Genomic DNA, 24,803 nt, shown 5'->3' on the forward strand with positions numbered 1-24,803 from the left:
AGGAGACTTTGGCACATGGGTAACACAGAGCAACTCGATATATTATATAAATTAAAAAAGGAAGTAGAAAAATCTAGCAACGATAGACTTATTCATATTATTAATCAAGTAATTAAAAAGGTTTATTTAAATCAATATACAGCAACATTTGTAGGTCATTTTTCTGCAGGTAAATCAACATTAATTAACTTATTATTAGAACAAAGCATTTTACCAAGTTCTCCGGTACCTACAACGAGCAACACGGCAATTGTTTCTGTCGATGACGAGCCAGGTCTTATAGCAAATTTAAGTAATAAGCAATATACTCAATTAGACTCTTATGATGAAGTTAAACAAATGAACAGACAAAACGTTGACGTAGAATCTATCGAAATTAAATTTCCTTCAACTAAATTCAATAAAGGCTTTACTCTACAAGACACGCCAGGGGTAGACTCAAACGTTTCGACACACCAATCCAGTACGGAACAATTTATGTATACGTCTAATGTGATTTTTTATACAGTAGATTATAACCATGTTCAATCAGCTTTGAATTTCCAATTTATGAAACAGCTGAACCAAGCAAATGTACCCATTGTTTTTGTTATTAATCAAATTGATAAACATAATGACGAAGAATTGAATTTCGATGATTTCAAAAAGCGCGTAGAAAAATCAGTCAACGAATGGGATATTAATTTAGATAAAATATTTTATGTTTCAAAATATGAAGACCCTAATAATGAAATTAATGCGTTATCTGATTATCTAGTCGAAAAAGATAGTCACAGAGAAACACTTGAACACTATGTAGATCGAATAGTTAAATTTATTACTGACGAACAACTATCTTATATTCAAAATGAAATTCAAGATACGTTAACGCAATTAGATATCGAAGAAGAAGATTTTGACCAAGCCTATATTAATTTCCAACAACATCAAGAAGTAAGTGAAGAAGCGCAATTATTAAATGATTCAGATAAGTTATATAACTTCTTATATCAAAAAAGAAAAGATATATTAGAAAATGCTTATATTATGACGCATGATACACGTGAATTAATTAGAAACTATTTAGAAAGTTTAAGTAAACAATTCAAAGTAGGCGGCTTATTTAATAAAAAGAAAAAGACGTTAGAAGTTCAAGAAGAGCGACTGAATTTAGTAGTAGAACAATTACAAGATAAGGTGAATCAACAGATTAGACAACCATTAAGGGAAGATATGTCTTTTTTAACAAGATTCATTAATTCTTCTGAAGTCAATGACGCTATTCTAAATCAACATTATGTAATAGAGCCAAGTCTTGTTCAAAAACTTTATAAAGAACAAATCAGTATTAGTAATCAATACGTGTTAACATTTTGTGATGAAGTATTAAAAGCGATACAGCAATTTATAAAAAAAGAGTCTGATCCATTATTTAAAAAAGCCATAAATTTATCTCATGCGTCTGAAATCAATGATGAATCTCAAGATGATTATAATGATTATGAGAATTTTATCGCTTTACGTAACTTAAGAGAATCTTTAACTACACGAAATTACAGACATTATTATATTCATATCGATGATTCTCTAGATAAATTAATTGATCGTAAAGAAATTACGTTTGAATTATCTGAGACAGAAGAACAACAAGAAAATCATGCACAAACTCAAGCGCAATCTTCAGTTGCTAAAGAAGACCAAACAAGTAAAATTAAACAAGGCTTATCACTAATTGAACAAATTCCATTATTTGAACAAACTAAACAAGATATTGCTAATACCATCAAACGTATGGATAACAAAGTTGTGAAAATAGGTGTATTCGGTACATTTAGTGCAGGTAAAAGTAGTTTAATTAACGCATTATTAGGTGGTAACTATTTAGTTAGTTCACCAAACCCTACGACTGCTGCCATGACCGAAATTTCATATGGTGAAGATAGTGAAATTACATTAAAATCAGAAGCGCAATTACTAGAAGAACTGAATAGCGTTTATGAAGTTACAGGTCAGTCTTTCGAAACGATTCCATCATATATTGAATCTGTAAATGACAAATTAAAAGGGCAATTAGAAAAAAATCAACTTGCTTTTGTTAATGCAATCGAAAAACACTATAATGACTATCATGCAAAAATTGCGTCAGGCTTAACTCATAAAATTGCCAAAGATGAAATTAAAAAGTGGAGTGCAGAAGATGAGTATGCTACTTTCGTTAATACTGTACACTTAAAATTACCATTACCATGGTTAGAAGATAAAATTATTGTCGATTCATTAGGTTTACATTCAAATAACCAACGACATACGAATGAAACAGAAAAAGTATTAACATCATCAGATTTAATATTATATGTAAGTTACTTTAACCATGCCTTTACGGATAACGATAAGAAATTTATTGAACATATGAAAGACATGAATCAATTAAATTCTAATCAAGCTTTCAAAATGATAATTAACGCGGTTGATTTAGCTGAAAATAATGACGATTTAACTGCAGTGTATGACTATGTGAGAAGTGCCTTACTGCAAGTCAATATGGACCCAACAATTTATTCGGTTTCTAGTAGAGAATCGCTTAAGGGAAATGATGGTGAGATGAAATCATTACGTGATGATATTGAGCATTTCACGGTCGTAGAGTCAAAATATATTCTTCAAGATCAAATGCTTAACCAATTACAACATGTTTCAACTGCATATGAACAAATGATTGATGAATACGATACGAATAAAGCCCAAATAGAAGAAAGAACGTCTAAATTACGTAAATATGATGGTAAAAATGTTATTCAACCTTCATTAATGCAAAATGTTAATAACAGTACTGATAATGAAGTTGATGACCAGCTATATCATTTAGTAGAACGTTTAAAAATTCAATTACGAGACGAAGTACGTTCAGTCTTTAATAGTCAAATGACTAAAAGTAGTGACTTTAATGAAGAAAAGAAAAAAGCGACGAAAATTTATTTAGACCAAATTCACCAACGACTATATTTAGAACAGTCATTACTTGTTGAACGTATTAAAAAGTATTTTGAAGAACAGTATATTAATGAGATGGCACCAATCAAACAAAAATTAGAAAATTTACATGTCTTTATTACACCAGAAATCGATGCAACATTTTTACGTTTAGATGAGCCGTATTTAAGAGTTGATTTCAATGAAATGTTATCACTATTACCAAAATCATTAACAAAGAAAAAATTAATTCAACCAAATGTACAACAACAAATCCAAGATGACATCACTGAAAGTACAATATCACAATTACAACCAAAAATTGCTGATTTAAGAGAAGGACTTAACCATGTAGTAACAGATATGTCTGACAAAGTTTATGACATAAACGAACAATTAGAACAAGAAATACAATCTCAAATTCAAGAATTGCTATCATTTAAACTTGATGACGAGTTAATTAAATCATTAAAAGCGACAAATGATGATTTAGCACAAATTTTGTAACATAAAGAAAGAAGGCTACTATAATGTCTAACAAAGTTTTACTCGTTGATGGGATGGCTTTACTATTTCGTCACTTTTATGCAACGAGTTTACACAATCAATTTATGAAAAATTCTCAAGGTATTCCTACAAATGGTGTGCAAGGGTTCGTACGCCACGTTTTTACAGCGTTAAATGAAATTAATCCTACACATGTAGCTGTTTGTTGGGATATGGGGCAACAGACATTCAGAAATGAAATGTTTGAAGGTTACAAACAAAATAGACCTGCACCACCAGAAGAATTAATTCCACAATTTGATTTTGTCAAAGAAGTATCAGAGCAATTCGGTTTTGTTAACGTAGGTGTGACTAATTATGAAGCGGATGATGTAATAGGAACATTGGCACATCATCTTTCCGAAGACAACGAAATTTATGTTGTGACTGGCGATAGAGATATTTTGCAATGTATAAATTCAAACGTTGAAATATGGTTAACGAAAAAAGGATTTAATATTTACAACCGCTATACTCTAGACCGCTTCGTTGATGAGTATGGTGTCGAGCCAAAACAATTAATAGACATTAAGGCCTTTATGGGAGATAGCGCAGATGGTTATCCGGGAGTAAAAGGTATTGGTGAAAAAACAGCAATTAAGTTAATACAACAATACGGTTCTGTAGAAAATGTTATTGCAGCAATTGACGAATTAACGGCTGGACAACAAAAGAAAATCAACGCAGACTTAGCTAATTTAAAAATTTCTAAAACATTAGCTCAAATTCACACAGAGGTGCCATTAAATATCGCACAATTATTGCCAGCAATGCAATTTGGCACATCATTAACAAATGCATTAGATGTGTGTAAAGAACATGAATTGTATGTGTCTGGTAAATATTTAGCCACACATTTCAAATAATAAAAAAGAAGCGGTAATGACAAGTTACGTCATTTCCGCTTCTTTTCTTGTTGTGTATTTTTATATAGTGCTTGTTGAGCATGATGATTTGCTTCTTTATTTTGATTACGGGGAACCCATTTAACAAACATTAACTCAAACTTATTTGCAAGGGCTAATGTTTTATTCAAGTAAGGTTTGAATTTATCATTTTTTACTTGCTCTCTATTAACACTATCTTCTATTAATTTTGAATCAGTAAAAACTAAAGCATTGTCTATTTTCAAATCAATTGCACAATGCAATGCGAACTCGAATGCAGCCCATTCAGCGCTATGATTATCTAATATACCTAAATCTTTTTCAAATACGTAGCGTTCGTCTTCTGTAACGATTACGACAGCACAACTACTTAATCCAGGATTACCTCCAGTTGCTGCATCAAAATATATTTTAGCCAATGTATACACCTCTTAACATAGATTATCTTTATTTTAGCAAATTACTAAATATGATAATAATTAACTTGCATTAAGAATTGATCTACTATTATTATCTTATGATAACGTAATACAAATTAGAATAACTAAAGTAAAACGTAAAGGAGATACTAATGAAAAATTTATTTATAATTCATGGTTATAAAGCCAATACTGAAAGCCATTGGTTTCAATGGTTAAAATCCTCTATGATGCGATATGGTTATACGACAGAAATTATACCATTACCCAACTCTGCACAACCAAAATACAAGGCGTGGTCACAAACACTAGACGATTACTTAAGTCATAAATTAACTAATGAAACTATAATCGTCGCGCATAGCTTAGGTGTTATCACTACATTAGATTATTTATCACATCACGCTAATGAAACACATATCAAAGGATTGTTTCTTATCTCTGGATTTAATGAGCAATTACCAAATATACCTGAATTAAATCACTTTATTACTCAGACAGATATTTCATTAAACAATATTAACGCGCATACTATAAAGGTAATAGGCGCAACTGCAGATCCAATAGTTAATATAGATGCGACGCGTAGATTGTCTTCTTCCTTAGGCATTGATACCATAGAAATTCCACATGAAGGGCATTTTTTAGCAAGTGAAGGTTATACAACATTTGAATTCTTATTAGAGCAAATTAATCGTTTATTAAATAAAAAAAGAGATTGAATCACTTCAATCTCTTTTGGACTTAATAGCCTTCGTCTTTACTTGTAATTTTGCCTTTACGATACATAGATTTTGCAATATAACCAAAAGGCACGTTAAATATTGTAGATAATAGTTTCAATACGTAAGTTGTAATGAAAATTTCAAATACTGCAGCGTTAGGCATTGAACCTGCAAATGCAATTAAGACAAATAATGCTGTATCTATAATATTACTAAATAAAGTACTACCATAGGCTCTTATAATAAAAGTTCTATCTGAACTGAATACTTTTTTAATAAGTGAGAATATCATAACGTCTAGATGTTGTCCTATAATATAGGCGATAATAGATCCTAATGCGATTCGTGGAACAACATTAAATATTGTTTCTAAAGCGTGTTGTGACGTATCAACTGGGGAAGGCGTAAAGTGTAATGATAATTGCATAACGATAATCATTACTAATGTTGAACTAAATCCTAACCACACAGCTCTTTTTGCTACTTTTCGACCATAAATATCATTCAGGATGTCTGTCGCTAAATAAATTGAAGCAAACATTACATTACCTAAAGTAGCTGAAATAGAAAATAAATCAATCGTTTTGATTACTTGTATATTAGCTATAATTGTCCCTATAGCTACCCAGGCAAGTAATCCGTGTTTCCCAAACACTCTGTACATAATTATTAATAATACAAAGGTAACGATAAAAGTAAAGATACCAAATAACTCGTTAAACATTTAATTTCCTCCTAAATTTTGATTAAGCGGGTGTTTAGAAACCGCAAAATGCAACTTATTAATTTTAATAGATTGCTAAATAAATTGCAATAACGTAAAAAGTCAAACAGGTGATTTTAAATTTTTTACAACTTATATTAACCTTTTACAATGTACAACCTTTTGCATTCAACATTCTAACTTACAAATGCTATAATGTGATTAATTGCTTGTTTTGAACTAATAATAAAGTATTAGTTATATAAATAGCTACACATTTTAAATATTATGTTTTAATACTATAATGATTTATTTAACTATAGGAGTGTGAATAGCAATTCTAACTTATTCAGAAAAAGAAGCTATTGCAGCAATTGATAACTTAATGAATACTTACTGCCATCAATGTATGCTGAAAGCTCATAATAGAAAAGAACATGGTAAAACTTATGCACATCATTTTTGCATAAATGAATGTTCAATCGGCATACAAATTAAACAAATTGGAAATAACTTACAATAGGGAGGTAACATATATGGAAATAGTACGCGTAGAACCTACACCAAGTCCAAATACAATGAAAATAGTACTAAGTGAAAAAAGAGAAGATAATAAATCAAATACTTATACAACAGTAAAAGAAGGGCAACCTCAATTTATAAATGATTTATTAGCTTTAGACGACGTTAAATCAATTTTTCATGTTATGGACTTTTTAGCAGTGGATAAACAACCTAAAGCTGACTGGGAAGAAGTATTACCTCAAATTACCTCTACTTTAAATGACGAGATAGGTGAAACGGAAGAAGCAACGCCAGACGAACATTTTGGTGAAATCCAAGCTGAAGTTTTAATGTTCAAAGGTATACCATATCAAATCAAACTAACTAATAACGAAGAGGAAAAACGTAAGCAATTGCCAGAAGTATATGTAGATAGTATGCTTGCGGCACAAAAAGAAAATGATAATGTTGTCTTTCTAAGAAAGTGGGAAGACTTTGGTATAAGATATGGTGAATTTGATGATATCATGTCAGAAATCAGCGATGAAATTACTGCGATGTATCCACAAGAACAACTAGACAAATTAGTAAGTGATGCACAAGCAACTGACATTGTTGTGCCTGAGAAAGTTTATACTCATGTTACATTGGAAGAGTATAATAGCGCTGAAAATTGGAAAGATAGATTGCGCATGTTAAAACAATTTCCAACACCAACATTAGAAGATTTACCATTACTAGGTAGTGTATTAAGCGATGAAGAAAAAGCGCCATTGAGACGTGAAGCGGTTGTACTTTTAGGTATGCTTGAAGATGAACAAGTGTTACCTTATTTATATAAAGGATTAAATGATAAAAGCCCTGGCGTACGACGCACAGCAGGTGATTGCCTTAGTGATTTAGGCTTTAAACAAGCATTACCAGAAATGGAAAAGGCACTAGATGATCCACAGAAAATAGTACGCTGGAGAGCGGCAATGTTTTTATTTGATGAAGGTGGACCAGAACAGTTAGATAGCTTGAAAGCACACATCGATGATAATGCCTATGAAGTTAAATTACAGATTGAAATGGCTATTTCTCGTATCGAAAATGGCGATGAGGCACTTGGTTCTGTATGGAAGCAGATTGCCAATAGAAACAATAAATAGCACGCAAATCTTATTATTATTTTAAACTTAGGAGTGTATTAATATGAACGCTTATGAAGCATATATGAATGAGTTAGCGACACAAATGCGAGAAGAATTAACTTCTCATGACTTTGTTAGTTTAGAAACACCAGACGCAGTTAAAGAACATATGGATAATGTACCAGAAGATGAAACGACATTTGTCGTAATCAATTCAACTTGTGGTTGCGCAGCGGGATTAGCACGACCTGCAGCAGTTACTGTTGCTGAGCAAAATGACAATAAACCTCAGCACAAAGTTACTGTTTTCGCCGGTCAAGATAAAGAAGCGACTCAAGAAATGAGAGATTATATACAACAAGTACCTTCAAGTCCATCTTATGCACTATTTAAAGGGACTGAACTTAAACATTTTATTCCGAGAGAACATATTGAAGGTCGCGACATACAAGATATCTGCATGGATATTAAAGATGCATTCGATGAACATTGTTCATAATAATTAAAAAATTAAATTATTATAATAATTTTTCGCGATTGGCAAGTAAAGTCAATCGCGTTTTCTATATAATTACTTTAAATCGATGACAATATGCAATATTATTAATACTAAGTAGCTTATTATTGAGAGGAGCGTGAATTTAAATGTTAAATGCTTTTGACAAAGCTTATCATGATTTGTGTGAAGAAGTATTAGAAATAGGAAAATCAAAAGATGATCGAACACATACGGGTACAATTTCTAAATTTGGACACCAGTTACGTTTTGATTTATCAAAAGGTTTTCCGTTATTAACAACAAAAAAAGTATCATTTAAATTAGTTGCTACCGAATTATTATGGTTTATTAAAGGTGATACGAATATAAAATATTTACTACAATATAAAAACAATATTTGGAATGAATGGGCATTTGAAAAATACATTAAGTCAGATGACTACCATGGTCCAGATATGACAGATTTTGGGCATAGAGCTCAAAGTGATGAAAACTTTAACGCGCTCTATAAAGAAGAAATGGCAAAATTCAAACAACAAATATTAGAAGATGATACATTTGCTGAAAAATACGGGGATTTAGGTAACGTGTATGGTAAACAATGGCGTGATTGGCAAGATAAAGATGGGAATCATATTGATCAATTAGCTAATGTTATCGAGCAAATTAAGCAAAATCCTAATTCACGTAGACACATTGTTTCAGCTTGGAATCCTGCAGAGATTGATACAATGGCCTTACCACCATGCCATACAATGTTCCAGTTTTATGTGCAAGATGGTAAACTGAGCTGTCAATTATACCAACGAAGTGCCGATATCTTCTTAGGCGTACCATTTAATATAGCAAGTTATAGTTTATTAACACATTTAATTGCAAATGAATGTGGTCTCGAAGTAGGCGAATTTGTTCATACTTTCGGTGATGCACATATTTATTCTAATCATATGGATGCAATAGAAACACAACTCGAGCGTGATAGTTTCGCTGCACCAACGATTAAAATTAATAGCGATAAATCTATCTTCGATATAAATTATGAAGATTTGACGCTTGAAAATTATGAATCACATCCTGCAATAAAAGCACCCATAGCGGTTTAACAATAGTAATTAAACATTTATAAAGGAGGATATTATGACACTTTCGATATTAGTAGCCCATGACCAACAACGTGTTATAGGTATAGACAATCAATTACCATGGCATTTACCCAACGATTTAAAGCATGTTAAAAAATTGTCTACTGGCCATACACTCGTAATGGGTAGATCAACATTTGAATCTATTGGCAAACCGTTACCAAATAGAAAAAACGTTGTATTAACTAGAAATACTTCATTTGAAGCTGAAGGTGTAGACGTTATACATTCCATTGATGAAATCTATGATTTAACCGGTCATATTTTCATCTTTGGAGGACAAACTTTGTTCGAAGAAATGATTGATGTCGTTGATGATATGTATATCACCGTTATAGAAGATAAATTTAATGGCGATACATTTTTCCCTCCATACACTTTTGAAGACTGGGAAGTTGAATCTTCAGTAACAGGTACACTAGATGATAAAAATACAATACCACATACATTTTTACATCTAGTTCGTAAGGCACAATAAGGAGGATAAACTATGGCAAAATTAAAAATTGTGACAGATTCGACTTCTGATTTATCTAAGCAATATCTTGAAGACAATGATATACACGTTGTCCCACTTAACTTGACGATTGATGGAGAATCTTATATTGATCAAGTTGATATATCCTCCGAACAATTTATTGAAAAAATAGAGGCTGATGCTGATGTTAAGACAAGCCAGCCTCCTATCGGTAAATTTATAGAATTATATGACGAACTTGGTTCAGACGGTTCTGAAATTATTAGTATCCATATGACTTCTGGTTTGAGCGGAACGTATCAAACTGCTGTGCAAGCAAGTCAAATGACAGAAAGTAAAGTTACTGTCATTGATTCAAAATCTATCTCTTATGGCCTAGGCTATCAAATTAAACAAATAGTAGAGTGGAAACGTGAACAATTAGCCGTTGCAGATATTGAAAAACAAGTCATTGAATTACAAAAAAATATTAAACTCTATGTAGTCATTGGCCAATTACACCAGCTAATAAAAGGTGGTCGAATAAGTAAAACAAAAGGTTTAATCGGAAATATGATTAAAATCAAACCAGTGGGTACTTTAATTGATGGCAAAATTGAATTAGTCCATAATTCACGCACACAAAATTCAAGTATTCAATTCTTAAAAAAAGAAGTTGCGCAATTTGTTGAGAATCATAATATTAAAGCAATTGGTATAGCTCACGCTAATATTATGCAATTTGTTGATAAAATAAAAAAACATTTTTCAGAAGAATTCGATTTTAGTGATTTTGATGTAAATACCACTACACCTATTATTTCTGCACATACAGGACAAGGTGCAATTGGATTAGTCGTATTGAAATCTTAACTATTATATATTGATTAAAGGCTATTTCTTCAAACATTTTAATAGCAAATTTCTTAATTTATTGTTAATTTTATGACAAGATATATTTTAGGAGGCTTATTATGGCATATGCAACATTAGCCGGAGGATGTTTCTGGTGTTTAGTTAAACCATTCACATCATACCCAGGCATAAAAGATGTAGTCTCAGGATATAGCGGTGGAAACATTGATAATCCTACCTATGAACAAGTAAGTACAAATCAAACTGGTCACGTAGAAGCAGTGCAAATTACTTATGACGCAGACATTACAACATTTGAAAATATTTTAGATATATATTTCAAAACATTTGATCCAACGGATAATACCGGCCAGTTTTTCGACCGTGGTGAACATTACGAACCCGTTATTTTTTATCATGATGAGGAACAGAAAAAGGCTGCAGAACATAAAATTCAACAATTAAATGAGCAGCAAATTTTCGATAAACCGGTTATTACACCAATCAAACCATATAAAAACTTTTATCCAGCAGAAGATTACCATCAAGATTATTATAAAAAGAACCCGTTACATTATGAACAATATCAACGCGGTTCCGGTAGAAAAGCGTTTATAGAAAAGCATTGGGGGGAACAAAATGATTAAGAAAAGTAAAGATGAATTAACAGAAATGGAACATTTAGTAACACAAGAAGATGGTACAGAACCACCATTTCAAAATGAATATTGGAACCATTTTGATAAAGGCATTTATGTAGATAAATTATCTGGTAAACCATTATTTACTTCTGAAGAAAAATTTGAGTCGGATTGTGGTTGGCCAAGCTTTTCAAAAGCTTTAAACGATGAAGAAATCATCGAACTCGTTGATAAATCAATGGGCATGATTAGAACTGAAGTTAGATCAGAAGATTCTAATAGTCATTTAGGTCATGTCTTTAATGATGGACCTAGAGAGTCTGGTGGTTTGCGCTACTGCATTAACTCTGCGGCAGTACAATTTATCCCTTATGATAAATTAGAAGAATTAGGCTACGGAGATTTGTTACCACATTTTAAAAATTAAGGAGCGGATTAATTATGTTTAAAAAATTATTTGGTAAAGGTCAAGAAGCTAAAAAAGAAATTGAAATTTATGCGCCTATTACAGGTGAATATGTAAAAATAGACGATATTCCAGACCCTGTTTTCGCACAAAAAATGATGGGTGAAGGTTTCGGCATTAAACCAAGCGAAGGTGAAGTTGTATCTCCAATCGATGGTAAAATCGACAATGTATTCCCAACAAAACACGCAATTGGCTTAAAAGCTGAAAACGGCTTAGAGTTATTAGTGCATATCGGTTTAGATACAGTTCAATTAGATGGCGAAGGTTTCGAAATATTAGTCGAAAGTGGCGACACTGTAAATGTAGGTGACCCAATTTTAAAATTTGATAAAGACTTTATCCAAAACAATGCTAAATCTACAACATCTCCTATTATTATTACAAATTCAGATCAAACAGCATCTGTTAACTTTGCAGAAGCTACGAACGTAGTAAAAGGTGACACTAAAATTGTAGATGTGACAATGAAATAATGAAAAATTATTCATTTTACCAATTCGCATTAACAGTTAGAGGACGTAAAAATGATAAAGGCGAATTAGCAGAACAAATTTTTGATGATTTGTCTTTTCCAAAACACGAAAAAGATTTCAATATTCTTTCGGAATACATTGAAACTCACGGGGATTTTACAGTATCTATGTCTGTTTTTGATGATTTATATGAAGAATATTTAGAATGGTTACAATTCTAAATAGCGATATTATTTGAGATTTACATTATATTTATACTATTATATTACAGTAGAATAATTGGGGCTGGGGTAAATCTATTTAGGTTCTATCCCAGCCACTTTTATTTTTTAGCAAATTTATGTTTAATATACATAAGCCATTAGGAAGTGATGAAATGACAGAAAATAATGAAGAACAACAATCTGCTAAACAGCAAAAGAAAAAGGTTAATTTTAAATTAAGTTCTTTTATATTAATGTTAATAGGTATAGTCGTATTAACAGTCGTTATTACTGTTTTTGCCACGATAGCTATAAGTCATTGGGCAAGTGGACTAAATAGCGAACAGCGTGCTTCTGTTAAAAAAATAGAGCAAGCATACAAAACATTAGATAAAGAATATTATAAACCTACAGATTCAAAGAAACTTTCAGATGCAGCCATAAAAGGAATGGTAAGTAAATTACATGATCCATATTCTGAATATATGACGAAAGAACAAACCAAATCATTCAACGAAGATGTATCTGGTGACTTTGTAGGTATTGGTGCAGAAATGCAAAAGAAACATAATACAATACAAATTACAAGTCCGATGAAAGATTCACCTGCAGAAAAAGCTGGTATCAAACCAAAAGATGTCGTTACTAAGGTCGACGGTAAATCAGTTGAAGGTAAACCATTAGAAGATGTAGTAAAGAAAGTACGCGGTAAAAAAGGTACTACTGTAACGTTAACGGTTGAACGTAACGGTCAATCACATGATATTAGTATTAAACGCGATACGATACATGTTAAAAGTGTAGAATATAACAAGCATGGAAATGTTGGCGTATTTACTATTAATAAATTCCAAAGCGGTACTGCTGCAGAACTTAAATCGCAAATTATTAAAGCACATAAACATGGTGTGAAAAATATCGTGTTAGATTTAAGAAATAATCCTGGTGGTTTACTTAATGAAGCAGTTAAGATGGCTAATATCTTTATTGATAAAAATAAAACTGTAGTTTCTTTAGAAAAAGGCAAACATACTGAATCGATTAAAGCACCTAATGATGCACTAAAAGAAGCAAAAGATATGCACGTAGCTATTTTAGTGAATAAAGGTTCAGCCAGTTCGTCTGAAGTCTTTACAGGTGCGATGAAAGATTATCATAAAGCCAAAGTTTATGGTACTACGACGTTTGGTAAAGGTATTGTTCAAACAACGAAAGAATTTAAAGATGGTTCTTTACTCAAATACACAGAGTTAAAATGGCTAACACCACACAAACATTATATTCATGGAAAAGGTATAAAACCTAACGTTGAAATTAAAGAACCTGCCTATCAGTCTCTTACTGTAATTCCAAATAATACTACTTATCAACTTAATGATGATAATAAAAATGTAAAATCATTAAAAATTGGTCTCCAAGCTTTAGGTTATAATGTAGATAATAAATCTACAAAATTTGATTCTGAGTTACAACAAGCTGTTAAATCATTCCAAGAAAAGAATAATTTATCTACGACAGGTAAGTTTGATAAATCAACCAATGATAAATTCACGCAGCAATTAGTTCAAAAAGCTAATAAAGATGATTCTGTATTAGATAAAGTAATCAAACAATTGAAGTAAAATATATAATAGTGAGGTGTAACAATATGATTAGAACTGCAACAAAACAAGATTTAGATAGTGTTATGTTACTAGTAGAGGATGCTAAATCCGTGATGCAACAAGATAATAATAATCAGTGGGATGAACATTATCCTTTATCCGAACATTTCGTTGACGATATAAATAATGAATCATTGTTCGTCCTTGAATCAAACGATAAAATATATGGCTTTATTGTGGTCGACCAAAATCAATCTGAGTGGTATGATAAAATTGAATGGCCAATTAATAGAACGAATGCATATGTTATACACAGATTGGCGAGCTCTCCCGATTATAAAGGTGGCGCCACTGAATTATTCGATTTTGCCGTTAATTTAGCTGAAGACCACGGTGTTCATATGTTAATCACTGATACTTTTGCATTAAACTATCGTGCACAAAGTTTATTCAGAAAATTTGGCTTTACTAAAGTAGGAGAAGCAGAAATGGATTATCATCCTTTTAATAAAGGCAAACCATTTTATGCATATTATAAAAAATTAGAAGAATAGAGGTTGTATTATGTCAAAGATTGCATTTACCGGTGGCGGTACTGTTGGACACGTTTCAGTCAATTTAAGTTTAATTCCAACTGCAATTGAAAAAGGTCATGAAGCCTTTTATATCGGTTCTAAAAACGGTATTGAAAAAGAGATGATCGCATCACAATTACCTAATATTACTTATCATAGCATCTCTAGTGGTAAGTTAAGACGCTATATTTCTTTAGAGAATATTAAAGACGTATTCAAAGTATTAAAAGGTGTGCTTGATGCTCGTAAAGTATTAAAAAAAGAGCAACCTGATTTATTATTTTCGAAAGGTGGATTTGTATCTGTACCTGTTGTAATAGCAGCTCGTTCTCTTAAAATACCCACAATAATCCATGAATCAGATTTAACACCAGGATTAGCGAATAAAATCGCCTTAAAATTTGCCAAGAAAATTTATACTACATTTGAGGATACAGTTAAATATTTACCTCAAGATAAAGCAGATTTTGTCGGTGCAACAGTGCGTGAGGATTTAAAAAGTGGTAATAAATCAAGAGGTTATCATTTAACTAACTTTACTAATGACAAAAAAGTGTTACTTGTTATGGGTGGCAGTTTAGGTAGTAGAAAGTTAAATGACATTATCCGAGGCAATTTAGACGGTTTATTAAAAACTTACCAAATTATTCATTTAACTGGTAAAGGATTACTTGATGAACAACTACAAGACCGTGAAGGTTACTGTCAATTTGAATTTGTTAAAGATGATTTAACTGATTTGTTAGCTATTACTGATACGGTTATTAGTCGTGCTGGAGCAAATGCGATTTATGAATTTTTAACATTAAAAATACCAATGTTATTAATACCACTTGGTTTAGATCAATCTCGTGGCGACCAAATCGATAATGCGAAAAACTTTGCCAAAAAAGATTTTGGTAGCTACATTATGGAAGATGAGTTAACAGAAGATAAATTAACTAAACAATTAATTAATATTGAAAATAATAGAGCTACAATTATAGAACAAATGAATTCCTATAAAGAAAGTTACACAAGACACGACTTATTTGATAAAATCATCAAAGATGCATTGCAATAACTCAGGGAGGGAAGGTGCATAACAATGTCACGCTGGAAACGTATTTCATTACTAATTATTTTCACTTTAATATTTAGCGTGATTGCATTTTTCCATGAATCACGACTGGGTAAATGGATTGATAATGAAGTTTATGAGTTCATTTATTCATCTGAGAGCTTTATTACAACGACGATATTATTAGGATTTACAAAAGTCGGCGAAGTTTGGGCAATGGTATGCTTATCATTATTATTAGTAGCATACTTAATGTTAAAACGCTACAACATCGAAACGCTATTTTTCGTTATAGCGATGAGCTTATCTAGTACTTTAAATCCACTACTTAAAAATATTTTTGACAGAGAACGTCCAACGTTATTACGTCTAATTGATATTTCTGGTTTCAGTTTCCCAAGTGGACACGCTATGGGGGCAACAGCTTTTTTCGGTAGTGGCATTTATATCGCTAATCGTGTCATGAAAGATAAAGCAAAAGCTTTTACAATTGGTTTATGCGCTTTATTTATAATTATGATTTCGGCATCACGCGTGTATCTAGGCGTGCATTATCCTACTGATGTAATAGCTGGCATAATTGGTGGGACTTTCTGTATAGTATTAAGTACACTTATATTAAGACATAAACTGCAAATATAATGTTATATTATTAACACGCACACAGATGATTGAAAATCTGTATGCGTGTTTTTTTATAAAACTATATACAATAGAAAATAACTAAAGACAATACAAAAAACCGGTTTTACCGAGGTAAAACCGATTATATGTTACGTTGACTCGCAACGTTAGTCTTTTACGGGCATATAAAAGGGGATATTTCTGAAAATGATCATTCCATCAAAGAACGAAATGTGTGGGGGGAATGTCTTTTCGGAATTGATAATCATTTTCAATTACATTATACATCATTGAGAATCATTGTCAATTAAATTTCAGTAATTTTTTTAAAACTTTTTATCACTATAATGGCTAGTCGTAATTCACCTTCATTGAAATTAATAAGTTACTTCAAATTAAGTTCATAAATTGATAATATATGATAGATATAACCTATTATTAAATAACAATTTTCCTAATATCATAGATAAGGAGTTAGTTGCATGACAAAAATTTTAATTGTTGAAGATGAGCAAAATTTGGCACGTTTTATAGAATTAGAACTACAACACGAAAACTATGACGTTGACATCGAATATGATGGGCAGCAAGGCTTGGATAAAGCTTTGAGTAATACATATGATTTAATTTTATTAGACTTAATGCTACCTAGCATTAACGGTTTGGAAATTTGTAGACAAATAAGACAATCTCAAAATACACCCATTATTATTATTACAGCCAAAAGTGATACCTATGATAAAGTAGCTGGATTAGATTATGGTGCAGATGATTATATTGTAAAACCTTTTGATATTGAAGAGTTACTTGCTCGTATACGTGCTATGTTACGACGACAGCCTAAAAAGGACGAAATTAATATAAATGGTTTGGTTATTAACAAGGAGGCTTTTAAAGTTACAGTAAATGGTGAGCCATTAGGCTTAACAAAAACTGAATATGATTTACTGCTATTGTTAGGAAATAATATCAATCATGTGATGCAACGTGAACAAATCTTAGACGATGTTTGGGGTTATGATAGTGAAGTTGAAACAAATGTCGTAGATGTCTATATTCGCTATTTGCGTAATAAATTAAAGCCTTATGGTATGGATAACTATATTGAGACGGTTAGAGGCGTAGGTTACGTGATAAGACGATGACTAAAAGAAGACTAAAAACCCAATGGATGATAATAACGACGACGATTACTTTTTCAACAATATTAATCTTTAGTATCATCATCATATTTTATGTCAGCAATGCACTAAGACAAAATGAGATTGCAGAAGCCGAACGCAGTTCTAATGACATCAATAATTTATTCGAAACGAAACCCATTGATCATATTTCACCTTTAGATCTAAACGCTTCTTTAGGAAATTATCAAAAAGTTATGCTTTTTAATAATAATGAAAAATTAAAACTAGAAACATCTAATGATAATTCGATTAATTTTTCACCCGATTTACATGTACATAGTTTCCATCATCAAGAAATAAAATCTGACCACGGTGTCAATTATTTAATTATTACTAATAAAATTGATTCTCAAAGCTTTAGCGGTTATAGTGTCATTGTTCATTCATTAAAAAATTACAATGCCTTGGTGAATTCATTATATTTATTCGCTCTAACATTTGGCATTATTGCTACTCTATTAACTGCGATGATCAGTTACATTGTTTCTTCACAAATAACAAAACCACTGATAACTATGTCTAATAAAATGAGACAAATACGCCGTGATGGTTTCCAAGAAAAATTAGAATTACCGACTAGTTACGAAGAAACCGATCACCTTATCGACACATTTAATGCCATGATGGCGCAATTAGAAGAGTCATTTAACCAACAGCGACAATTTGTTGAAGATGCTTCACATGAATTGCGTACACCGTTACAAATTATTCAAGGGCACTTAAACTTAATTCAAAGATGGGGCAAAAAGGACCCTGCAATTTTAGAAGAATCATTAGATATCTCACTAGAAGAGATGTCACGGATTACAAAATTAGTAGAAGAATTATTATTATTAACGAAGGAAAATAATTCAGTTAATGATAGAGAAATTGAAAGTGTCGATATTAATAAAGAAATCTATTCTAGAATTAAGTCTATGGAACACTTACATCCAGATTATACTTTTAACTTCGAACCTTTTGATAAACCATTAAATATTAAAATAAATCGTTACCAATTCGAACAAATATTAATAATTTTTATTGATAACGCCATTAAATATGACCAAAATAATAAATTTATTCAAATTCAAACTAATTTAAAAAACAAACAAATTTCTATAGAAGTCACCGACCACGGTATGGGTATTCCAAAAGAAGATATTGAATTTATCTTCGATAGATTTTACAGAGTTGATAAATCACGCGCGCGTAATTTAGGCGGCAATGGCTTAGGATTATCAATAGCTAAAAAAATAATTGAATATTATAACGGTACGATACAAGTTGATAGTGAAGTAGGAAAATATACTACTTTCAAAATCACTTTTTAGTTTAGACAATAATTGTTACAATACAAATATAATGTTGTGCACTAGTTATAAGCAAAGCTTGTAAGTACAAAAATGTTAAATAAACCATTATTTATTAATAATTAATGGTTTATTTTTTATGACAATTTTATAGGTGTTATAAAATTATATCTCAAACTATTTTTTTATATTTTACAGGCTTTTGGTGCTTTTATTTCAATAGATTTAATGCTATTATTGGTGTGTAAGCGTTTCAACTATTTTGTGGAGGGTGTAAAATGAGCAACGAAAGACAGGTTTCCGAGGCACCTGTAAATTTCGGGACAAATCTTGGCTATGTACTTGATTTGTACGACATCTATTTAGAAGATCCATCTGCAGTTCCTGAAGATTTGCAAGTCCTTTTCAGTACAATTAAAAACGGTGAAGCAGACATCGTAACGAAAGCAAGCGCCGATCGAGGCGATGCAAAAGGTGATAGCACGATTAAACGTGTTATGAGATTAATTGATAATATTAGACAATACGGGCATTTATTGGCAGATATTTATCCGGTTAATCGTCCTGAAAGAAAACATGTACCAAAGCTAAACATTGAAGATTTTAATTTAGACCAAGAAACATTAGAATCTATCTCGGCCGGTATTGTTTCAGAGCATTTCAAAGATATTTATGACAATGCATATGAAGCAATTGATCGTATGGAAAGACGTTATAAAGGGCCAATAGCTTTTGAATACACGCACATTAATAACAACAAAGAACGTGTTTGGTTAAAGCGTCGTATAGAGACACCTTATAAAGCCACACTAAATGAAAACCAAAAAATTGAATTATTCAAAAATCTTGCACATGTTGAAGGTTTTGAAAAATATTTACACAAAAACTTTGTAGGTGCTAAACGTTTCTCTATAGAAGGCGTTGATACACTAGTACCTATGCTACAACAAACTTTAAGATTAGCTGGCGATGAAGGAATTCAAAACATTCAAATTGGTATGGCACACCGTGGTAGATTAAATGTGCTAACTCACGTGTTAGAAAAACCATATGAAATGATGATTTCTGAATTCATGCACACTGATCCAATGAAGTTCTTACCTGAAGATGGTAGTTTGCAACTAACTAATGGTTGGTCTGGAGACGTTAAATACCACTTAGGTGGCGTTAAAACTACAGACTCATATGGTATCGAGCAACGTATATCATTAGCTAACAACCCAAGTCATTTAGAAATTGTTGCACCAGTAGTCTTAGGTAAAACGAGAGCAAGCCAAGATGACACTGAACAAGCAGGGTCTGTAACGACAGATTTCCATAATGCGATGCCAATTCTTATTCATGGTGACGCTGCTTATCCAGGTCAAGGTATTAACTTTGAAGCAATGAACCTTGGTGGTTTAGAAGGCTATTCTACAGGTGGTACTTTGCATATCATCACGAATAACCGTATTGGATTCACTACTGAGCCAGAAGATGGCCGTTCAACTACTTATTCTTCTGATATTGCTAAAGGTTACGATGTGCCAATTATGCATGTTAATGCCGACAATGTAGAAGCAACTATCGAAGCCATCGAAATCGCTATGGCATTCAGAAAAGAATTTCATAAAGATGTAGTAATTGACTTAGTAGGTTACCGTCGTTATGGCCATAACGAAATGGATGAGCCATCAATTACTAATCCAATACAATATCATGAAATTCGCAAGCATGATCCAGTAGATGTATTGTACGGAAAACAATTAGTTGAAGATAAAATTTTATCTGAAGATGAAATGAATTCAATTATGGATGAAGTACAAAAAACATTACGTTCAGCTCACGATAAAATTGATAAAAGCGATAAAATGGACAATCCTGATATGCAACGTCCAGAAAGCTTGGAAAATCCATTACAAGGTGACGACAAAGAATTTAGCTTTGACCATTTAAAAGAAATCAACGATGCAATGTTAAATTATCCATCTGGTTTCAATGTGATGAAAAAGTTAAATAAAGTTTTAGAAAAACGTAGAGAGCCATTCGAATCAGAAGAAGGCTTAGTAGATTGGGCACAAGCTGAACAATTAGCATTCGCAACAATTACACAAGATGGTAAACCAGTACGATTAACTGGACAAGACAGTGAACGTGGTACATTCAGTCATCGACATGCAGTATTACATGACCCTGAAACTGGTGACACTTATACACCATTACACAATGTTCCAGATCAAAAAGCGACTTTTGAAGTGTATAATTCACCACTATCAGAAGCAGCTGTCGTTGGATTTGAATATGGTTACAACGTACAAAACAAAGACTGTATGACTATTTGGGAAGCACAATATGGTGACTTTTCAAATATGGCACAAATGATTTTTGACAACTTCTTATTTAGTTCAAGAGCTAAATGGGGTGAAAGATCAGGATTAACTTTATTCTTACCTCATTCATTTGAAGGTCAAGGTCCTGAACACTCTTCAGCAAGATTAGAAAGATTTTTACAACTTGCTGGTGAAAATAATATGACTGTTGTTAACTTATCTAGTGCTAGTAACTATTTCCATTTATTACGTTTACAAGCAGCTAACTTAGGTACACAATCAATGAGACCACTTGTAGTAATGTCACCTAAAAGTTTATTACGTAATAAAACTGTAGCTGACCCAATATCAAAATTCACTTCTGGAAAATTCGAACCAATCTTACCAGAGGAACATGATAAATCAGCTGTTAAAAAAGTTATTTTAGCATCTGGAAAAATGTTTATTGATTTGAAAGAATATTTAGCTGATAATCCAAACGAATCCATTTTAATCGTTGCAGTAGAAAGACTATATCCTTTCCCTGCTTCAGAAATTGAAGCGTTATTAGACGATTTACCAAACTTAGAAAATGTCGCTTGGGTACAAGAAGAACCGAAAAACCAAGGCTCATGGTCATTCGTTTATCCTTACTTGAAAGAGTTAACAATTGATAAATATGATTTAAGCTACCATGGTCGAATTCAACGTTCAGCACCAGCTGAAGGTGATGGAGAAATTCATAAACTCGTACAAAATATGATATTAGAACAAAGCACAAATAATAACTAGGGGGAAGTTAGGCATGCCAGAGGTAAAAGTTCCAGAATTAGCAGAATCAATCACAGAAGGTACCATTGCAGAATGGTTAAAACAAGTAGGAGATAGCGTAGATAAAGGTGAAGCTATCTTAGAATTAGAAACAGATAAAGTTAACGTAGAAGTAGTTTCAGAAGATGCGGGCGTACTTCAAGAAACTCTTGCTAACGAAGGCGATACTGTTGAAGTAGGTCAAGCAATTGCTGTTGTAGGCGAAGGTGAACCTTCAAATAGCGGTAGTAGCGAATCACAAGGTTCTTCAGATAAAGAGGCAAGTGCATCTTCAGATGACAAAGCTGAAGCTTCTAACGATCAACAACCTGCAACTTCTGAAGTTTCAGAAAGCAGTAGCAGTGACAATGGCCAACGCGTAAATGCGACACCATCTGCTAGAAAATATGCACGCGAAAAAGGTATTGATTTAAACGATGTTGCTTCTAATTCAGGCGATGTTGTGAGAAAAGAACACATCGACCAAAGTCAAAACAAACAAGCTTCATCAAGTAATGCAGCTGATTCAAGTAAAAAAGAAGAAGCAAAAGCACCAGCAAATCAAAACCCTTCAAAACCAGTTAGAAGAGAAAAAATGTCTCGTCGTAAGAAAACAGCTTCTAAAAAATTATTAGAAGTATCTAACAACACTGCAATGTTAACTACATTCAATGAAATCGACATGACAAATGTTATGAACTTACGTAAACGTAAAAAAGAACAGTTTATTAAAGATCATGACGGTACAAAACTTGGATTTATGTCATTCTTCACAAAAGCAGCAGTAGCAGCATTGAAAAAATATCCAGAAGTTAATGCTGAAATCGATGGCGATGACATGATTACAAAAGAATTCTATGATATCGGTGTAGCAGTTTCAACTGACGACGGATTACTAGTACCTTTCGTTAGAGATTGTGACAAGAAAAACTTTGCTGAAATCGAAGCTGAAATTGCTAACTTAGCAGTTAAAGCTCGCGACAAAAAATTAGGATTAGATGATATGGTTAACGGATCGTTCACGATTACTAATGGTGGTATCTTTGGTTCAATGATGTCAACACCAATTATTAACGGTAGTCAAGCAGCAATCCTAGGCATGCACTCTATCATCACACGTCCAATTGCAATTGATGCAGACACAATCGAAAACCGTCCAATGATGTACATTGCATTAAGCTATGACCACAGAATTATCGACGGCAAAGAAGCAGTTGGATTCTTAAAAACAATTAAAGACTTAATCGAAAACCCAGAAGATTTATTATTAGAATCTTAATTCACAAATAAAATAGTTTATTAATCGAAAACACAACGGCGCGCAACGTCGTTGTGTTTTTTATGTATTTATTCATTTATCTTAATTTCTCCCAAAATCCCCCCAAAGCATGATTTTTAATAAAGAAGAAATTTTAACCCAAATAAAAAACCGTTATACGGTATACTGCAAAAATGTTATATAATGTGGCACTTATTCTTTTATAAGATATGACAATACACTTATGTATCGTCATAACGTATTAAAGTTACTGAAAAAACAGTAAATTCATTCTGAAAATGGTCAGAGTATATAGCTATTAATCAAAAAAGACTAATAGCAATAAGGAGGGCTGAATATGAAAAACAACGGGACGTTAGAAAATATTAAAGTAGAATTAAAAAACGGTAAGTGCTTATTTTATAACGTACGCTTATACGATACTGAAGTAGGACGCGTAAACCACAATGAAGCTATCGAAGTTTTACCGTATCTAAAAAAATTAGACGAAAATATAATGATTTGTTTAGATATTAGCAATAGAGATTTAAGACAATTAGGACTTAACGCAAGACCTATGGTAGAGCCAATGCCTGCATTTGCAGAGCATAAAAAACGTAAGTAAGGAGTGTTTGTTTGTGGCAAGAGGTAAAACCAATTCCGAAATATTAAATAACAAAGCGTTTAATGAGCCTATCGAAGTATCTTATGGCAAAGATATAGATAACACGAAAATAAAACTGAATCACAGAACGCCTATAAGTCCACCTACAATATTGGATAATAGCAATCAAACGCAAGTCATTTACGATAAATAAAAAAGGCGAATAAATGGAATATATTAACGCCCTCAGAAGAAGCAACGTTACGCAAACGTTTGCGAGAGCAAAGCCGTAACACACGCCAACAAGAAAGCGCGAAAATAGAGCGTGGCAATGGTACAAAAAAGCAAATTACGACTCGTAAGATATAAGTTATTGCCCTGCATTAAAAATTAGTGCAGGGCCGTTTTGTCACTATATTTTATATGTGAAAATTAATTTATCCAATAAATGACAATTAATGAATTCTTACCTATATTATATTATTAATTAAAGAATTTGGTTATACTAATATTAGAATAGATGCTAAAGGAGCTTATAAATGATCCAAGAAACATTAGAAATATTTAAGCGAGGAACAAAAATTTTAAATATCCTTCAAGATGAAAAAAGACAACAAATTCTTGTTTTATTGTGTAGAGAAAAACAATTAACAGTTAACCAGATTACTTTATTATTACCCATTTCACGTCCAGCTGTTTCTCACCATTTGAAGTTAATGTTAGATGCAGGTATTTTATCTGTCAGTCAAGTAGGACTTGAGAGATACTATAGTTCAGATTTAGAAGATACTTTAGATTGGTTAAAAGAATTAACTTCTTCTCTCGAAGCAGATCTTGCAGATTAGTTTAAAATTTTGAGCATTATGTTTAAATGTTTAAACATATGGATATATATATTA

The 24,803-nt window shown here is 32.0% G+C and carries 26 protein-coding genes; 24 read left to right on the forward strand and 2 right to left on the reverse strand.

Features of this window, described 5'->3' with window-relative positions:
- Positions 1-15: 15 nt before the first annotated feature.
- Both C7J89_RS08620 and C7J89_RS08625 read left to right on the forward strand, forming a co-directional pair.
- Positions 16-3,456: a dynamin family protein gene (locus C7J89_RS08620; protein WP_103295409.1), complete on the forward strand. Its 3,441-nt coding sequence runs from the start codon at positions 16-18 to the stop codon at positions 3,454-3,456.
- Between the two features lie 23 nt (positions 3,457-3,479).
- A complete protein-coding gene (locus C7J89_RS08625; RefSeq protein ID WP_103295408.1) occupies positions 3,480-4,361 on the forward strand; it encodes a 5'-3' exonuclease in 882 nt (293 codons plus the stop codon).
- A gap of 29 nt (positions 4,362-4,390) precedes the next feature.
- On the opposite strand, the gene C7J89_RS08630 is transcribed toward C7J89_RS08625, so the two are convergent.
- Positions 4,391-4,801 carry a ribonuclease HI family protein gene (locus tag C7J89_RS08630; RefSeq protein ID WP_103295407.1) on the reverse strand — a complete coding sequence of 137 codons (411 nt, stop codon included), beginning with the start codon at positions 4,799-4,801 and terminating at the stop codon, positions 4,391-4,393.
- Positions 4,802-4,953: 152 nt separating this feature from the next.
- Here C7J89_RS08630 and C7J89_RS08635 point away from each other — a divergent pair, with 152 nt between their 5' ends.
- Positions 4,954-5,523, forward strand: coding sequence for an RBBP9/YdeN family alpha/beta hydrolase (locus C7J89_RS08635; RefSeq protein ID WP_103295406.1), 570 nt, complete (start codon positions 4,954-4,956; stop codon positions 5,521-5,523).
- Between the two features lie 22 nt (positions 5,524-5,545).
- Here C7J89_RS08635 and C7J89_RS08640 read toward each other — a convergent pair whose 3' ends face one another.
- Positions 5,546-6,250 (reverse strand): queuosine precursor transporter, encoded by a 705-nt coding sequence (locus C7J89_RS08640; RefSeq protein WP_103295405.1) that lies wholly within the window; start codon positions 6,248-6,250, stop codon positions 5,546-5,548.
- Positions 6,251-6,560: 310 nt separating this feature from the next.
- Between C7J89_RS08640 and C7J89_RS08645 the strand changes: the two genes are divergently transcribed.
- The 21 genes from C7J89_RS08645 (at position 6,561) to C7J89_RS08745 (ending at position 24,749) form a co-directional block, all read left to right on the forward strand.
- Positions 6,561-6,752: a zinc-finger domain-containing protein gene (locus C7J89_RS08645; RefSeq protein ID WP_233432456.1), complete on the forward strand. Its 192-nt coding sequence runs from the start codon at positions 6,561-6,563 to the stop codon at positions 6,750-6,752.
- A gap of 13 nt (positions 6,753-6,765) precedes the next feature.
- Entirely contained in the window at positions 6,766-7,884 is a 1,119-nt protein-coding gene (locus C7J89_RS08650; protein ID WP_061854675.1) for a conserved virulence factor C family protein, read from the forward strand.
- A gap of 43 nt (positions 7,885-7,927) precedes the next feature.
- Entirely contained in the window at positions 7,928-8,365 is a 438-nt protein-coding gene (gene brxA, locus C7J89_RS08655) for a bacilliredoxin BrxA (protein WP_061854676.1), read from the forward strand.
- 146 nt (positions 8,366-8,511) lie between these two features.
- Positions 8,512-9,468, forward strand: coding sequence for a thymidylate synthase (locus C7J89_RS08660; protein WP_061854677.1), 957 nt, complete (start codon positions 8,512-8,514; stop codon positions 9,466-9,468).
- 34 nt (positions 9,469-9,502) lie between these two features.
- On the forward strand, positions 9,503-9,985 hold the full coding sequence (locus tag C7J89_RS08665) for a dihydrofolate reductase (RefSeq protein ID WP_061854678.1): 483 nt from the start codon (positions 9,503-9,505) through the stop codon (positions 9,983-9,985).
- A 12-nt stretch (positions 9,986-9,997) separates the two neighbouring features.
- Positions 9,998-10,837 carry a DegV family protein gene (locus C7J89_RS08670; protein ID WP_061854679.1) on the forward strand — a complete coding sequence of 280 codons (840 nt, stop codon included), beginning with the start codon at positions 9,998-10,000 and terminating at the stop codon, positions 10,835-10,837.
- A 101-nt stretch (positions 10,838-10,938) separates the two neighbouring features.
- A complete protein-coding gene (gene msrA, locus C7J89_RS08675; protein WP_103295798.1) occupies positions 10,939-11,466 on the forward strand; it encodes a peptide-methionine (S)-S-oxide reductase MsrA in 528 nt (175 codons plus the stop codon).
- Positions 11,459-11,887 (forward strand): peptide-methionine (R)-S-oxide reductase MsrB, encoded by a 429-nt coding sequence (gene msrB, locus C7J89_RS08680; RefSeq protein ID WP_061854681.1) that lies wholly within the window; start codon positions 11,459-11,461, stop codon positions 11,885-11,887. Before msrA ends, msrB begins: the two co-directional genes overlap by 8 nt.
- A 14-nt stretch (positions 11,888-11,901) precedes the next feature.
- Positions 11,902-12,402 carry a PTS sugar transporter subunit IIA gene (locus C7J89_RS08685; RefSeq protein WP_103295797.1) on the forward strand — a complete coding sequence of 167 codons (501 nt, stop codon included), beginning with the start codon at positions 11,902-11,904 and terminating at the stop codon, positions 12,400-12,402.
- Positions 12,402-12,623: a YozE family protein gene (locus tag C7J89_RS08690; protein ID WP_061854683.1), complete on the forward strand. Its 222-nt coding sequence runs from the start codon at positions 12,402-12,404 to the stop codon at positions 12,621-12,623. Before C7J89_RS08685 ends, C7J89_RS08690 begins: the two co-directional genes overlap by 1 nt.
- 155 nt (positions 12,624-12,778) lie before the next feature.
- Positions 12,779-14,227, forward strand: coding sequence for a S41 family peptidase (locus tag C7J89_RS08695; RefSeq protein ID WP_103295796.1), 1,449 nt, complete (start codon positions 12,779-12,781; stop codon positions 14,225-14,227).
- Positions 14,228-14,253: 26 nt separating this feature from the next.
- Entirely contained in the window at positions 14,254-14,763 is a 510-nt protein-coding gene (locus tag C7J89_RS08700) for a GNAT family N-acetyltransferase (RefSeq protein ID WP_103295795.1), read from the forward strand.
- Between the two features lie 10 nt (positions 14,764-14,773).
- Positions 14,774-15,847 carry an undecaprenyldiphospho-muramoylpentapeptide beta-N-acetylglucosaminyltransferase gene (locus C7J89_RS08705; RefSeq protein WP_103295794.1) on the forward strand — a complete coding sequence of 358 codons (1,074 nt, stop codon included), beginning with the start codon at positions 14,774-14,776 and terminating at the stop codon, positions 15,845-15,847.
- Between the two features lie 24 nt (positions 15,848-15,871).
- Positions 15,872-16,486, forward strand: coding sequence for a phosphatase PAP2 family protein (locus tag C7J89_RS08710; protein ID WP_061854687.1), 615 nt, complete (start codon positions 15,872-15,874; stop codon positions 16,484-16,486).
- Positions 16,487-16,950: 464 nt separating this feature from the next.
- Positions 16,951-17,613 carry a response regulator transcription factor gene (locus C7J89_RS08715; RefSeq protein ID WP_061854688.1) on the forward strand — a complete coding sequence of 221 codons (663 nt, stop codon included), beginning with the start codon at positions 16,951-16,953 and terminating at the stop codon, positions 17,611-17,613.
- The gene (locus C7J89_RS08720; protein ID WP_103295793.1) at positions 17,610-18,965 is read left to right on the forward strand and encodes a HAMP domain-containing sensor histidine kinase; all 1,356 of its coding nucleotides are present in this window, start codon (positions 17,610-17,612) and stop codon (positions 18,963-18,965) included. The genes C7J89_RS08715 and C7J89_RS08720 overlap by 4 nt, the downstream gene beginning before the upstream one ends.
- Before the next feature lie 257 nt (positions 18,966-19,222).
- The gene (locus C7J89_RS08725) at positions 19,223-22,024 is read left to right on the forward strand and encodes a 2-oxoglutarate dehydrogenase E1 component (RefSeq protein ID WP_103295792.1); all 2,802 of its coding nucleotides are present in this window, start codon (positions 19,223-19,225) and stop codon (positions 22,022-22,024) included.
- Between the two features lie 13 nt (positions 22,025-22,037).
- Positions 22,038-23,321 (forward strand): dihydrolipoyllysine-residue succinyltransferase, encoded by a 1,284-nt coding sequence (gene sucB / locus C7J89_RS08730; protein ID WP_103295791.1) that lies wholly within the window; start codon positions 22,038-22,040, stop codon positions 23,319-23,321.
- Between the two features lie 337 nt (positions 23,322-23,658).
- Complete coding sequence (locus C7J89_RS08735; RefSeq protein WP_103295790.1) at positions 23,659-23,925, forward strand: hypothetical protein; 267 nt, start codon at positions 23,659-23,661, stop codon at positions 23,923-23,925.
- 13 nt (positions 23,926-23,938) lie between these two features.
- On the forward strand, positions 23,939-24,118 hold the full coding sequence (locus tag C7J89_RS08740) for a hypothetical protein (RefSeq protein WP_061854692.1): 180 nt from the start codon (positions 23,939-23,941) through the stop codon (positions 24,116-24,118).
- Between the two features lie 325 nt (positions 24,119-24,443).
- Positions 24,444-24,749, forward strand: a complete 306-nt coding sequence (locus tag C7J89_RS08745) for an ArsR/SmtB family transcription factor (protein ID WP_061854693.1) — start codon at positions 24,444-24,446, stop codon at positions 24,747-24,749.
- Positions 24,750-24,803: the final 54 nt, after the last annotated feature.

Source organism: Staphylococcus kloosii, from assembly GCF_003019255.1.
In the GTDB taxonomy this organism is placed as follows: domain Bacteria; phylum Bacillota; class Bacilli; order Staphylococcales; family Staphylococcaceae; genus Staphylococcus; species Staphylococcus kloosii.

Bases quoted from the DNA above. Each gene is read 5' to 3' on its own strand.
- C7J89_RS08710 (WP_061854687.1), top strand. From the start codon at position 15,872: ATGTCACGCTGGAAACGTATTTCATTACTAATTATTTTCACTTTAATA.
- C7J89_RS08660 (WP_061854677.1), top strand. From the start codon at position 8,512: ATGTTAAATGCTTTTGACAAAGCTTATCATGATTTGTGTGAAGAAGTA.
- C7J89_RS08690 (WP_061854683.1), top strand. From the start codon at position 12,402: ATGAAAAATTATTCATTTTACCAATTCGCATTAACAGTTAGAGGACGT.
- C7J89_RS08705 (WP_103295794.1), top strand. From the start codon at position 14,774: ATGTCAAAGATTGCATTTACCGGTGGCGGTACTGTTGGACACGTTTCA.
- brxA (WP_061854676.1), top strand. From the start codon at position 7,928: ATGAACGCTTATGAAGCATATATGAATGAGTTAGCGACACAAATGCGA.
- C7J89_RS08625 (WP_103295408.1), top strand. From the start codon at position 3,480: ATGTCTAACAAAGTTTTACTCGTTGATGGGATGGCTTTACTATTTCGT.
- C7J89_RS08650 (WP_061854675.1), top strand. From the start codon at position 6,766: ATGGAAATAGTACGCGTAGAACCTACACCAAGTCCAAATACAATGAAA.
- C7J89_RS08720 (WP_103295793.1), top strand. From the start codon at position 17,610: ATGACTAAAAGAAGACTAAAAACCCAATGGATGATAATAACGACGACG.
- C7J89_RS08635 (WP_103295406.1), top strand. From the start codon at position 4,954: ATGAAAAATTTATTTATAATTCATGGTTATAAAGCCAATACTGAAAGC.
- C7J89_RS08715 (WP_061854688.1), top strand. From the start codon at position 16,951: ATGACAAAAATTTTAATTGTTGAAGATGAGCAAAATTTGGCACGTTTT.
- sucB (WP_103295791.1), top strand. From the start codon at position 22,038: ATGCCAGAGGTAAAAGTTCCAGAATTAGCAGAATCAATCACAGAAGGT.
- msrB (WP_061854681.1), top strand. From the start codon at position 11,459: ATGATTAAGAAAAGTAAAGATGAATTAACAGAAATGGAACATTTAGTA.
- C7J89_RS08725 (WP_103295792.1), top strand. From the start codon at position 19,223: ATGAGCAACGAAAGACAGGTTTCCGAGGCACCTGTAAATTTCGGGACA.
- C7J89_RS08745 (WP_061854693.1), top strand. From the start codon at position 24,444: ATGATCCAAGAAACATTAGAAATATTTAAGCGAGGAACAAAAATTTTA.
- C7J89_RS08670 (WP_061854679.1), top strand. From the start codon at position 9,998: ATGGCAAAATTAAAAATTGTGACAGATTCGACTTCTGATTTATCTAAG.
- C7J89_RS08640 (WP_103295405.1), bottom strand. From the start codon at position 6,250: ATGTTTAACGAGTTATTTGGTATCTTTACTTTTATCGTTACCTTTGTA.
- msrA (WP_103295798.1), top strand. From the start codon at position 10,939: ATGGCATATGCAACATTAGCCGGAGGATGTTTCTGGTGTTTAGTTAAA.
- C7J89_RS08620 (WP_103295409.1), top strand. From the start codon at position 16: ATGGGTAACACAGAGCAACTCGATATATTATATAAATTAAAAAAGGAA.
- C7J89_RS08665 (WP_061854678.1), top strand. From the start codon at position 9,503: ATGACACTTTCGATATTAGTAGCCCATGACCAACAACGTGTTATAGGT.
- C7J89_RS08700 (WP_103295795.1), top strand. From the start codon at position 14,254: ATGATTAGAACTGCAACAAAACAAGATTTAGATAGTGTTATGTTACTA.
- C7J89_RS08695 (WP_103295796.1), top strand. From the start codon at position 12,779: ATGACAGAAAATAATGAAGAACAACAATCTGCTAAACAGCAAAAGAAA.
- C7J89_RS08735 (WP_103295790.1), top strand. From the start codon at position 23,659: ATGAAAAACAACGGGACGTTAGAAAATATTAAAGTAGAATTAAAAAAC.
- C7J89_RS08685 (WP_103295797.1), top strand. From the start codon at position 11,902: ATGTTTAAAAAATTATTTGGTAAAGGTCAAGAAGCTAAAAAAGAAATT.